Source organism: Acinetobacter shaoyimingii (genome assembly GCF_011578045.1).
GTDB classification, from domain to species: Bacteria; Pseudomonadota; Gammaproteobacteria; order Pseudomonadales; family Moraxellaceae; genus Acinetobacter; species Acinetobacter shaoyimingii.
On sequence record NZ_CP049801.1, the window covers coordinates 1941266 to 1954171 of the forward strand.

General features: G+C 37.8%; 12 protein-coding genes. 4 read left to right on the forward strand and 8 right to left on the reverse strand.

Going from position 1 to position 12906, the window contains the following annotated elements; translation table 11 throughout:
* Positions 1 to 141 precede the first annotated feature (141 nt).
* From G8E00_RS08730 to argC, 5 genes are all read right to left on the reverse strand, one after another.
* Complete coding sequence (locus G8E00_RS08730; RefSeq protein WP_166223761.1) at positions 142 to 495, reverse strand: YnfA family protein; 354 nt, start codon at positions 493 to 495, stop codon at positions 142 to 144.
* Positions 496 to 694: 199 nt separating this feature from the next.
* Positions 695 to 2971 carry an ATP-dependent Clp protease ATP-binding subunit ClpA gene (gene clpA / locus G8E00_RS08735; protein ID WP_166009757.1) on the reverse strand — a complete coding sequence of 759 codons (2277 nt, stop codon included), beginning with the start codon at positions 2969 to 2971 and terminating at the stop codon, positions 695 to 697.
* A gap of 9 nt (positions 2972 to 2980) precedes the next feature.
* On the reverse strand, positions 2981 to 3394 hold the full coding sequence (gene clpS, locus G8E00_RS08740) for an ATP-dependent Clp protease adapter ClpS (RefSeq protein ID WP_166009755.1): 414 nt from the start codon (positions 3392 to 3394) through the stop codon (positions 2981 to 2983).
* 20 nt (positions 3395 to 3414) lie between these two features.
* Positions 3415 to 4164 carry a DUF6776 family protein gene (locus G8E00_RS08745; protein WP_166223763.1) on the reverse strand — a complete coding sequence of 250 codons (750 nt, stop codon included), beginning with the start codon at positions 4162 to 4164 and terminating at the stop codon, positions 3415 to 3417.
* Between the two features lie 78 nt (positions 4165 to 4242).
* Positions 4243 to 5292: an N-acetyl-gamma-glutamyl-phosphate reductase gene (gene argC / locus G8E00_RS08750; RefSeq protein WP_166009752.1), complete on the reverse strand. Its 1050-nt coding sequence runs from the start codon at positions 5290 to 5292 to the stop codon at positions 4243 to 4245.
* Positions 5293 to 6092: 800 nt separating this feature from the next.
* On the opposite strand from argC, the gene G8E00_RS08755 reads away from it, so the two are divergent.
* The gene (locus G8E00_RS08755; protein WP_166009750.1) at positions 6093 to 6299 is read left to right on the forward strand and encodes a hypothetical protein; all 207 of its coding nucleotides are present in this window, start codon (positions 6093 to 6095) and stop codon (positions 6297 to 6299) included.
* A 356-nt stretch (positions 6300 to 6655) separates the two neighbouring features.
* On the opposite strand, the gene G8E00_RS08760 is transcribed toward G8E00_RS08755, so the two are convergent.
* Together G8E00_RS08760 and rpiA are read right to left on the reverse strand one after the other, a co-directional pair.
* A complete protein-coding gene (locus tag G8E00_RS08760) occupies positions 6656 to 7333 on the reverse strand; it encodes a M48 family metallopeptidase (protein WP_166223765.1) in 678 nt (225 codons plus the stop codon).
* Positions 7334 to 7465: 132 nt separating this feature from the next.
* Entirely contained in the window at positions 7466 to 8137 is a 672-nt protein-coding gene (gene rpiA / locus G8E00_RS08765; protein ID WP_166223768.1) for a ribose-5-phosphate isomerase RpiA, read from the reverse strand.
* Positions 8138 to 8244: 107 nt separating this feature from the next.
* Here rpiA and ilvA point away from each other — a divergent pair, with 107 nt between their 5' ends.
* Positions 8245 to 9783 carry a threonine ammonia-lyase, biosynthetic gene (ilvA, locus tag G8E00_RS08770; RefSeq protein WP_166223771.1) on the forward strand — a complete coding sequence of 513 codons (1539 nt, stop codon included), beginning with the start codon at positions 8245 to 8247 and terminating at the stop codon, positions 9781 to 9783.
* A gap of 136 nt (positions 9784 to 9919) precedes the next feature.
* Here ilvA and G8E00_RS08775 read toward each other — a convergent pair whose 3' ends face one another.
* Positions 9920 to 10312 carry a hypothetical protein gene (locus G8E00_RS08775; RefSeq protein WP_227591349.1) on the reverse strand — a complete coding sequence of 131 codons (393 nt, stop codon included), beginning with the start codon at positions 10310 to 10312 and terminating at the stop codon, positions 9920 to 9922.
* A 456-nt stretch (positions 10313 to 10768) separates the two neighbouring features.
* Between G8E00_RS08775 and G8E00_RS08780 the strand changes: the two genes are divergently transcribed.
* Positions 10769 to 11425 (forward strand): potassium channel family protein, encoded by a 657-nt coding sequence (locus G8E00_RS08780; RefSeq protein ID WP_166009740.1) that lies wholly within the window; start codon positions 10769 to 10771, stop codon positions 11423 to 11425.
* Positions 11425 to 12777 (forward strand): TrkH family potassium uptake protein, encoded by a 1353-nt coding sequence (locus G8E00_RS08785; protein WP_166010063.1) that lies wholly within the window; start codon positions 11425 to 11427, stop codon positions 12775 to 12777. Before G8E00_RS08780 ends, G8E00_RS08785 begins: the two co-directional genes overlap by 1 nt.
* Positions 12778 to 12906 lie beyond the last annotated feature (129 nt).

The following is a 12906-nucleotide window of genomic DNA, read 5'->3' on the forward strand; positions in this document are numbered from 1 at the left end:
CTTAGATATATACATGCTTAAATGAATAGACACTTAAATGGACAGACTGATACGCGAGGTTTAATTTAAACCTGCATATGTTAGCATTCAACAGTTAAAAAGGTCACCTGAATTTTAGCTGTTGAATTCAATATACGCATACTACCGAACTAAACCTTGTGGTTGTAAAATTATTATAGATGCGCCAATCATCACCACCAAACCACCCAATAGATCCCAACGGCTCAAAGCAACTTGGTCAACATACTTCAACCATAACAATGCAGTAAAAATATAAATCCCGCCATAAGCTGCATATATACGTCCAGAGGCGGCTGGATGTAAGGTCAACAACCATACAAATACCATCAAACTCAATGCTGTCGGTATCCATAACCACTGTGTTTTACCCTGATTTAAGATCAAGTATGGAAAATAACAGCCTAAGATTTCAGCAATAGCCGTGATAAAGAATAGAAAAAAAGTCGTTAGAATTTTATAAAATTGAATTTCCATTGATTTGGTTTACATGTCAGCTTCAGCATAATTTAACATAGTTTAAATTGTATAGTTCAAATCACATTTTTCAGTTTCAACCCACAGATAACTAATGATATGAATCTTCCTACATTATGAATAGCATTGAGTTATAAAAAAGACCCGTTTCAAAACGAGTCTTTTTTTGATTTGAAGGTTTTAAGATTTGACTGATAATCTAGGCTGGTTCAGCGGTTTGATCTTCAAAAACTTCGAGTTTGAGACCCACTGCCTTACCATTTTCTTTCTTCACAGTCACAGCCACGTTTCCGCCATTTTCAGCCAATTCACCAAATAGGATCATCTCAGCTAATGGTTTCTTCAAGTGCTCTTGAATAAGACGCTGCATCGGACGAGCACCCATCAACTTGTCATAGCCATTTTCAATCAGCCATTCACGTGCGTGCTTGTCGACCTCAATCACGACTTTCTTGTCATCCAACTGAGCTTGAAGTTCTGTTAAGAACTTATCAACCACAGACTCAATCACCACAGGAGGAAGTGATTTAAATTGGATTACACCATCAAGACGGTTTCTAAACTCTGGAGAGAACGCTTTTTTCATCGCATCTTGATTGTCTTTACTGTTGTCTTGCTCTGTAAAGCCAATACTTGTTCGAGAAATACTTTCAGCACCAATATTTGTGGTTAAGACAATAATCACATTACGGAAATCTGACTTACGACCATTGTTATCTGTCAATGAACCATGGTCCATCACTTGAAGCAACAAGTTAAAGACATCTGGATGTGCTTTTTCAATTTCATCCAGCAATAACACACAGTGTGGGTTTTTATGAATAGCGTCAGTCAGCAATCCACCTTGATCATATCCCACATAACCTGGAGGTGCACCAATCAAACGTGAAACTGCATGTCGTTCCATATATTCAGACATATCAAAACGTACAAGTTCCACACCCAACAATTTAGCCAATTGTTTGGTCACTTCGGTTTTACCGACACCTGTTGGTCCAGCAAAAACAAAATTACCCACTGGCTTATCTGGTGCTTTCAAACCTGCACGTGACAATTTAATCGCTGAAGCGAGAACACTGATTGCTTCATCTTGACCGAAGACCACACGTTTTAAATCACGCTCTAGGAACTCTAATACAGTCTTATCATCTTTAGAGACAGTTTTTGACGGAATTCGTGCAATTTTCGATACAATATCTTCAATATTTTCAACAGTAATTAAGCTGTCATCCATCTGTGCTTTTAATCGGCGCTGTGCACCTGCCTCATCAATGACATCAATCGCTTTATCTGGCAAGAAGCGATCATTGATAAATTTTGCAGATAATTCAACAGCAGAAACTAAAGATGCATCATCATATTGAACATGATGAAACTCTTCAAATTTCGATTTTAAACCACGTAAAATATCAATGGTTTCTGAAATCGATGGCTCATTGACATCAACTTTCTGGAAACGACGTGACAATGCATGATCTTTTTCAAAAACTTGACGATATTCTTGGAAAGTCGTTGAACCAATGCAGCGCAATGAACCATTGGCCAAAGCAGGCTTGATCAAATTCGAAGCATCCATGGTACTGCCCATACTTGAGCCCGCACCAATGATCATATGAATTTCATCAATAAAGAGGATCGCTTCTGGTTTCTTTTTCAATGCATTTAACAGTTGTTTTAAACGCTTTTCAAAATCACCACGGTATTTTGTGCCTGCAACCAAAGAACCGATATCTAAGCTAAAGACTTCAGCATCTTCTAGAGGTTTAGGGGCTTTACCGTTCACGATTAACCATGCCAACCCTTCAGCAATTGAGGTTTTACCTACACCAGGATCACCCACCAACAAAGGATTGTTTTTACGGCGACGACATAAAATTTGTGCAGTTCGCTCAATTTCTTTTTCACGACCAATCAACGGATCAGTTTTACCTTTTTGCGCTTCGATGTTCAGATTGACGGTATAAAGCTCTAAAGGACCTGCATTGGCAGATGCACCTGTTTCCCCATCTAAATCTTCATTTTCTTCTTCAATTTGAATCTCATCTTTACGACCGCCATGAGATAAATATTGAGTCAGTGTTAAACGATTAATTTGATGACGTTTGAGCAAGTACACAGCAAATGAGTCACGCTCAGAATACATCGCAACCAATACATCTGCACCTTCAACCGTACGGTCTCCACCACTCGATTGAACATGGAAAATTGCACGTTGCAAAATTCGATCAAAACTTTCGGTCGGATGTGGTGCTTGTTCGTTATTTTCGGCTAATTTAGGCGTATGTTGTTCAACATATTCTTCTAATTCTTTACGCAGACTCACAATTTCAGCGCCACAAGCTTTCAAGGCGTTTACTGCTGAGTCATTGTCTAAAAGAGCCAATAACAAATGTTCTACTGTAAGAAACTCATGTCTCTTTTGACGAGCCATGCTTACAGCCAAGCGTAGCGATACTTCTAATTGACGACTAAGCATGAGATCCCCTTATTCTTGTGGCTCTATCTGACAAAGCAGTGGATGGCCTTGAGATCGAGCGTAATTATTAACTTGGTTTGCTTTCGTCTCCGCGATGTCTCTTGGATAGACGCCAGCAACACCCTTACCTTCATAATGTACTGTTAGCATTACTTGCGTGGCTTGGTCAAGATTCAAAGCAAAGTATTGTTGTAAAATTTCAATAACAAAGTCCATCGGGGTATAGTCATCGTTCATTAAAACGGCGGCATATAAGGGTGGACGTTTAAATTGAGGTGGCGCTGTTTGCACTGCAATATCGCCATCCGCATCTTCATTTTGCGAATCACTTAAGCGTGGATTTACATGCCAATCGACATAACCTGATTGTTGAAATGAGGACTTAATTTCATTTAAGCACATTTGACGCTTATATCTTCGCATAATTTTCTAAATCTATATACCTATTGTGAATTTGCTGCAGCTTGAGGAACTTCAGCAGCGAATGCCGCTGTATTTTCAACAGGCTGCCCCTGTTGCCAACTAAAACGTTTGATGACGGATGATGCACCTTGTAAACGCACCTCAATAAATTGTGGATTGAATCCCTTAGGCATGGTCCAACGACCAGTCAAACGCTCATAATCATCAAAGTTAAAGTTTTTGTTTTCTAATGGAACCACAAGAACTTCAGTACCTTGAATCAATCGAATTTCTAAATTACCTGAAGCACGGCGTTTAGTTGGACTTACTTGAATTAAATCCAGTTGGTATTCATACGCATTTTCAGGCAAAGGTTTCACCATCAGATTTTGTACAGTTAAGCTTAATCCACCACGCTGACGTAACACTTCACGGTAAATTGAACTCATCCCTTGCATTTGGGTACGTTCAGATTTCGCTTGATTTAGCGCAGTAAACATATCATTCGAATTTGTCACTGCAACATCACGCTCTTGAACAGCCAAATTCAAACTTTTATTTAAAGTTTGAAGTTCATTTTTTTGCTTTTCTACAACTTCAACCAACTGTTCAGCATCTGCATCATAACCCACCACAGTTAAGCCTTGGCGATGTCCTACTGTATAACCCAACAATAAACTGCCCATACATAACACTGCACCACCAACCAGTAATGGCATGTTGTTATAAACCGCACCATGTTTGCGATTTTGATTATGCTGTGACGTTATATTCGTTTCAGTATTTTGCATCGTCATCTCTGATCTTATTTAATTGCAACCACACATTTAACGCTAAAGTTAAATGTGTGTGAAGTTGAAAAGCGTTTCTTATGGTAATAATCCAATGCCCTGTAAACCAGCATCTTCAGCAAAACCAAACATTAAATTCATATTTTGCACAGCCTGTCCTGCTGCACCTTTGACTAAATTATCTTGAACGGACAAAACAATCAATTTCTTCGGCTGTGGTTTATACAGTGCGATACGCAGTTGATTTGCACCACGGACTGAACGTGTTTCAGGTGAACTGTTTTCTGGCATAACATCAACAAAATTTTCATTGGCATAGAATTGCTCATACAAAGCTTGTATATCCAATTGATCGCCAGCATCTGTTAGATCAACGTAAATTGTACTCAGCATACCGCGAATCATAGGCACCAAATGTGGGACAAATACAATGTGGTTAAACACATCTTTTAAGCCAGAGATATTTTCTAATGCTTCAACGATTTCAGGATGGTGACGATGCCCAGCAACACCATAGGCTTTAAAATTATCTGAATTTTCAGAATAAATCATACCCAAGCTTGCTTTACGTCCGGCACCAGATACCCCAGACTTCGCATCAATAATAATAGTTTCAGGTTTAACCAAAGCTTCTTTTTGCTTAAAAAGTGGTGCTAAACCCAACTGTACTGTAGTTGGGTAACATCCTGGATTACCAATCACTTGAGCTTTTTTAATCTGTTCACGATTAAGCTCTGATAAACCATATACCGAATCTTTTAAGATTTCAGGGCAAGCATGTTGCATGCCGTACCATTTCTCAAACTGTTCCAGATTTTGCAAACGGAAGTCCGCTGCCAAGTCGATGACTTTGGTATTGGCTGCAAGAAGCTCTTCTGCATGCTTCATCGCAACACCATGCGGTGTAGCAAAAAATACAACATCACATTGTTTTAATGTTTCAATGTCAAGGTCTGAATAATGCAAGTCAGTATGCCCACGCAGACTTGGGAACATGTCATCCACACGACGGCCATTTTCAGTACGCGAAGTCAGTACATTTACTTGTACATTTGGGTGTCGTAGTAAAAGACGCAACAATTCAACGCCTGTATATCCTGTACCGCCGACAATACCAACTGAAATCACGATTTATACCTCTATTTGAAACAATCTATTTATTGCTCCACATTATGACAGGAAGTCAGGATTTTCTGAACTGTTTTACTTTTTTAATCATTGATTTTCTAGATTCTGTAACTTGGAAATGTCTTTAGTGCCATCAACATGCTTTCGAAATGCAAATGACCGAACTGAATTGCTATGCTAGATTGCTCTACAACAATAGAATAGGGTGATCTTGAAGATGTGCGCACAAGAACACCTTTTAGCTTATTGATTCACAAATTGCATGTACATGACTCGAAACCATCAAGCTTGAGTCAAACATAGCGCAATGATGGATTAATTTTCACATAATTTCATTTAAATAATTAATATAAAAGTCACGAAAAATAACGCCCTCACAACAGATTATCCTTAATTTTGAAATATCGAACATAATCAATAATTCACATCAAATTGAAATATTCTTTAAAATTGCTAAAAACAGTTCTAGACTTGATACACTTCTCACTTATTCTTTAAATTTGCTTAACTCATCAATATTTCTGCAATAAATTTGCCGATAAACGGTAAATCTCAAATGATTAAAACAAAAACAATTGATTAGACTAAAAAGCGTCAATTTGAATGTAAATAAAGTGTGAATTATTTAGTTTTTATTAACTTAAAATTACACCACGGTAACCAAAGTTAATTGTTTTATTTTGCCAAAATGAAAAGATGTGTATGTGACTTAAACACACCGTTTAAAGCACATTTAAAACCATATTTATAAATTTTACACAGTATGGTTTTTACTTAATTAAACAACCAAGGAATGAACAATGAACAACAAACCTGTAGAACTTACTCAAGAAGAAATCTTAGCTATCTCTGGTGCTGGTCTAGTTGCAGACGGTGTTAGACTTATTGGTGATGATATTGTAAACCGCCTTGAAGCTACTGTTTTAAACTTCAGCGCAAAAACTCAAGAAAGCTTAAATAACCGTGGTTGGACTTACATTGCCAGCCTAGTTAAAGTTATCGTTTAATCGCGATTAACTAAAGGCCTAGGGGAAAAATTAGGGTGTTGCCTTAACTTTCTCTTAGGCTTTTTTTATGAATTTTATTCAATTAATATAAGATTATTCAACCATACAAAAATAACAACAATTTTAATTTTTTAAATCTTTCCTAATCGTTAAATCCTTTTCACTTCATATTTTTACGATTAAAAATATCTATTAATATTTAATTTTGCTTAATAATATCAAACACCCATTAAAAGTAAGCTGACTCTACGCTTATGCCTTTTTCAGTCAAAATGATGATTCACTCTAATTTTCGATACTCGGCATTCTAATTAAATGAATTCTAATAAGATTGAAATAGCACTTATATTGTGCCTTTAGTTCCACCAATATGGTAAAGGTTTCTGCTTTAATTGCTTTCTATTCGCTTTATAGTTTGGATCATACTTTTCAACTAAATTCCAAAATGAAGTACTATGATCAAAATGTCGTGTATGTACCAGCTCATGCACACAAACATACCGAGTAATTTCTTTGGGATATAACACCAACGCACTATTTAACATGATGTCATGTCTTGCATTACAACTGCCCCATCGTGTTTTCGGTTGACGAATTGAACACAGCTTAAATAGCAAATCACATTCAGCACTTACTTGAGCGAGATAAGCAGGCAATGCTTGTTTCGCATAGGCAATCACAAAGGCTTTTAAGTATTGTTCGGGTGCACGATCACTAATCATTAACAAATTTTGACTTTGATCCCAATCATAAGATTTTTTTTGAGTACGATAGATGATCTTTAACGGCTGCACTAAATCAAATATATTCAGTTCACTGGGCAATGTTCGATCAATATTGACCATCTGAGCTTGTTGTTTTTGCCAAGTTTGAATGAGCCATTGTTCAGATTGCTGAATAAAATTTTGAATTTGACCTTGTGTGCAAAATATAGGTGCGGTGACTTTGATCTGTGTGGGCTCTACGCGAAGTCGCAACCGAGTAGATCGAATATTTCGAGTAATTTGGATTTCAGGTAGGTCAGATAAGGTCATATTTTCTTCTTTTAGTCATCCCCCAACCCTCCTTTTTCAAAGGAGGGAGAAATCTCATTTTCTTGTGCAACTTTTTTAAAAGCAGAGTTTTAAAAGGTTACTCAGAGAGATCCAGAGGGATTGGATCAATCATTAAACCGCAGTGCGCTCTTCAATACCATTGTTTGTCGCAACAATCGCAATATCTGCTTTATTGATCGCAAAGATACCATTACACACCACACCAGGAATATTATTAATGGTTTTTTCAACTTCAAGCGCATTTAAGATATTGAAATTATGCACATCCAAAATCACATTGCCATTATCTGTTACAACGCCTTCACGGTATGCAGGATCACCACCTAAGCTGACAATTTTACGAGCTACAGCTGAACGTGCCATTGGAATCACTTCAACTGGCAATGGAAAATCACGACCCAATTGTTCAACCCATTTTGAATCATCCACGATACAAACAAATTTTTTGGCGATTGATGCCACAATTTTTTCGCGTGTCAGTGCAGCACCACCACCTTTAACCATATGCATATGACGATCAATTTCGTCGGCACCATCAACATAAGCATCTAAGCCTGATACCGAGTTCATATCAACGACTTCAATGCCTAACTTTTTAAGGCGCTGCGCTGTGGCTTCTGAACTTGCAACCGCAGCTTCAAGTTGTAATTCTGGCAATAATTCAATCAGGAAATTTACAGTACTTCCTGTACCCACCCCCAAAATACCGCCTTTTGGTAAGTGCTTTAACGCAGCTTGGGCAGCAGCTTGTTTCTTTTCATCTTGGGTAGCATACAGACTCATAATTTGACTCAACTAATTTTTTGACATTTCTACTGAATTATCAGCGCAAATGTACAGGGGTTTGTTACAATGAACGCTTATTTTAAACTGTTAGATGGAAAATTAACATGCTGTCTCGTTTGGTTCGACAAATATTACAAGCAACGGTCTATGACGTTGCAATCGAAACTCCACTCGAAGCGGCACCACGAATTAGTGAAAAACTGAACAACAATATTCGTTTTAAACGCGAAGATCTCCAACCTGTCTTTTCCTTTAAGCTACGCGGTGCATATAACCGTATTAGCCAACTCCCAAAAGCACAGTTAGAACGTGGTGTAATTACGGCTTCAGCGGGTAACCATGCCCAAGGTGTAGCACTTTCAGGTCAAAAGCTTGGAGTTCGCGCTATTATCGTGATGCCAAAAACCACACCAGACATTAAAGTTCAAGCTGTGAAAAGACTCGGTGGTGAAGTTGTTTTACACGGCGACTCATTTGATGTTGCCAACAAATATGCCATTCAACGTTCAAAAGACGAAGGCATGACCCTTATTCCACCCTATGACGATGAACTCGTGATGGCTGGGCAAGGCACAATTGCGAATGAAATTTTACGCCAATGGCGTGATGTAGATTACGTATTCGTGGCTGTCGGTGGTGGCGGTTTAATTGCGGGTGTTGCAGCGTACTTAGGTGATGTTGCCCCACATGTAAAAGTCATTCCTGTTGAATATGACGAATCTGCATGCTTAAAAGCAGCATTTGACGCCAATGAACGCGTCATTTTACCGTCAGTTGGTCTTTTTGCCGATGGTACAGCAGTCGCTCAAATTGGTGAAAAACCATTTGAAGTGATTCAACTGCAAAAATCAGACAATTCGGGTCCAATCGTAGAACGTGAAGTCGTCTTGGTCAATACAGATGAAATCTGTGCAGCAATTAAAGACACCTATGACGAATGTCGTAGCATTGTAGAACCTTCTGGTGCAATGGCTTTGGCAGGTATTAAGAAATACGTGGTTGAGCATGGCTTAGAAAATAAGAACATGGTTTCTATTGTTTGCGGTGCTAACATGAACTTTGACCGTTTACGCTATATTGCGGAACGTACAGAGCTCGGTGAACGTCGTGAAGCGATTTTTGCAGTGACCATTCCTGAAGAAAAAGGATCATTCTTAAACTTCTGCCGTGCCCTACAAGGTCGCAATATCACTGAGTTTAACTATCGTGCAAGCGATGAAAGTGCCGCTCAAGTTTTTGTTGGCATCAGCCTAAAAGGCGGTGAAACAGAGCGTCAGGACATTTTTGAAGCACTGAAAGTTCAATATGATGTTGATGATTTATCTGATGATGAAGTGGCTAAACTCCATATTCGTTATTTAATTGGTGGTCATGCCAACATTGAAAATGAACGACTTTTCCGTGTCGAGTTCCCTGAACGACCAGGTGCATTGTTAACCTTCTTGGAACGCCTTGGTCCAACGCATAACATTACCCTATTCCATTACCGTAACCACGGTGCGGCTGAAGGTCGTGTTTTGGTTGGTCTTGAAGCAACAGATGCAAAGCAAAATCCAGATGGTTTGATTGAAACATTGGAAAGCATAACTTATCCATATGAAGAGATTACCAACAATTTTGGTTATCAACGCTTCTTGAAATAACACTGTTTCAAAAGATCATTATTAAAAGAGTCTCGAAATGAGGCTCTTTTTTATTGGATGATCCATGAACTCATGTAATTGTACTAGAATAAAGATCATCTAATTTTAGATAAGATCTAATTCATTCTATGAAGATTTAAGTGGATTTAAGACATTCAGATGAAAAGTAATGTTCAACACTGACATGGTCATATTGAAATTGTTCATTAAAGTTTTGGCAAAACTTTTGAATTACTTTTTCTTCACTCGGCACCATAATCCAATAATACTGTTCAGCATATATCAGCAATAACTCGTATTCACACTGATGTGCAATCAGGGAAATTTCTTTCACGCTCAGATCTATGATCTGCTGATTAACATCATAGTAATGCCCAATAATATTTTGATGTTTTTGATAATGCTCAATCAAAGGTGTCACTTTATTGCGTATTTTTGCTTGAATTGGATCAGCAGCGATCCCCTCATCTTGTAATACAGCAGCATAATCGAGTCCATTATCTAAATAGCTTTCAGGATCTATTTTCATTAAATATCCCCGATAACGATGCCCTAACTTTTCATGGGATAAAAACTGAATGAAATATTTAAATTTACGAATGTGCTTTTTTGAAGGTATTTCTCGTTCTAACAATTCGGGAAACCATTGCTTTAAAATTTTATAAATCTTCTTTTCATTCATGATGCAATCAACTCAATTGTTGAAGTTCAGATCGAGTTTAATACCACAACATGCATCAAATATGACAAATAGATCAAAGCAACCAAACTTAACAAACACAATTACAGCTGTTCAATTACATATTGGTTTTTAGAAAGATTGGATGATCATCTCAATTTTCTATAAACTATTAAAATGAATGATAAATGACTCATCAGCATCACAACTATAGCGATATCACACTAAATATGTTCATATTGATCATTCGAGTTTAAATCTGAATTCAACATAATAATCAACATTATTTACCAAGGATTTTACAGTATGGCGCTCTTTGCAGTCATTGGTTTGGGTAGTTTTGGTGCAACAGTCGCATTGGAACTGACCAGCTTAAAGCATGATGTCATTGGCATTGATACCGAGAAAAAATATGTCGAGAATATCTCAGACCAAATCAGTCATGCAGTGATTGCAGATGCGACCGATGAACATGTGCTTGAAGAGCTGAATATTAAAAATTGTGATGCTGTGGTCGTTGCAATTGGTGAAGACCTAGAAGCCAGCATTTTATGTGTATTAAATTTAAAAAATCTAGGCGTCGAAAAAATTTTAGTGAAAGCCAAATCCAAATCTCATCATATGATTTTGACGCATTTGGGTGTTGAAAAAATCATTCATCCTGAAGAAGATATGGGTATTCGTGTTGCACAATCCTTAAGCTACCCTATGGTTCGTCGTTATATGGCTTTAAATAATGATCGCTATATTGTTAAGGTTGAAGTCGGTGAACATTTGCAAGGCGTACAATTCCAAACGTTGCTTGAGCATAGTGATGGTGTAGAAACATTACTATTGCAACGTGGCTCACATGTCATTTATGAAGTCGCTCCCGGCACATTATTACAAGAAAAAGATATTTTGATTGTAGAGGGCCCTGTCGATCTGCTCAAAAAACTTTCGACGAGATTTACCTTCTTATGATGAAATTTTATCGAAAGAAATTACTAAATAAAAAAAGCAACAGCATCAATTTAAGCCCACCAAGTCTTCTGGCCTTAGGGTTTTTAAGTTTTATTGTGTTAGGTACGATATTACTTAAACTGCCTTTTTCACATGAAGGTGATTTAACGTGGATACAAGCCATGTTTACAGCAACTTCTGCTGTGACCATCACTGGCTTATCCGTTGTCAATGTTGGGGAAGCATATACCACTGTTGGGCAATTCATTATTATGCTGTTGATACAGTGTGGTGGATTGGGCTTTATGACATTTGCCATACTTGCTGCAATGAGCCTGTCGCCTAAAATTGGTTTAAAACAACAAGTTATGGCTCAAGAGACCATCGGTCAAACCAGTTTGGCACGTGCAACATTTACGGTTAAAGCAGTCCTTTTATATTCTTTATTTTTTGAAGCGATTGGTACGGCTATCCTCACGCTGGCTTGGATGCAAGAATATCCATTTTTAGATGCGCTTTTTTTTGCAGCTTTTTATAGTATTTCTGCGTTTAACAATGGCGGTTTTTCATTATTTCCGAACAGTTTAATGAGCTTTTCTGATCAATATCTCATTACTTTTACCATCAGTTTACTGTATATCATCGGCGGCATTGGCTTTGTGGTATTGATGGACATTAAGCGCAATTTTTCATGGAAAAAACTCAGTACCAACAGCAAATTGATCTTAAGCACCATTGCTGGATTGAATCTATTTGCGTTTATTGTGATTTGGAGTATTGAAGCCAGCAACCCTTTGACGCTAGCACCAATGTCTATTGGTGATCAAGCATTGAATGCGTGGTTCCATGCAACAGTACCCCGCTCGTCTGGTTTTAATAGTCTTGAAATGTCAAATATGCGTGATCCTGCAACCTTGGTGACCATGTTACTGATGTTTATTGGTGGCGGTTCACTGAGTACGGCAGGTGGAATAAAAGTCGGGACATTTATTATTGTGGTATTAAGCGTGATCACTTTCTTAAGACGCTCTGATGAAGTGACTGTTTTTAAACATTCGATTCCAGCTTCAGCAACCTACAAAGCCTTGGCTGTGATTTCAATTACCTCAATGCTGATCTTTTTAGGTTTCTTTATTCTTTTGATATTGGAACCCAATCATCGCTTTATCGACTTACTTTTTGAAGCAGTTTCAGCTGCATGTACGGTTGGACTCTCTCGTGGTGTGACATCAGAATTACATGCAAGTAGCCTATTTATGCTTATGTTGCTCATGTTTGCAGGACGTTTAGGCCCACTGACTTTGGCCTATCTGATTGCAACACCGAAAAAGAGCCGACTTAGTCATCCAAATGCTGAAATTCAAGTCGGTTAAATGGAAACACACCTTGATTTTCAAATATGCCTCAACCTTTAAGATAGCTGTATTGATTCAATACATTTAAAATCGTTGAGGCTTCTTTTTGATAGATCTTTATAGATTATGGGTTTTAGCTGAGGCATT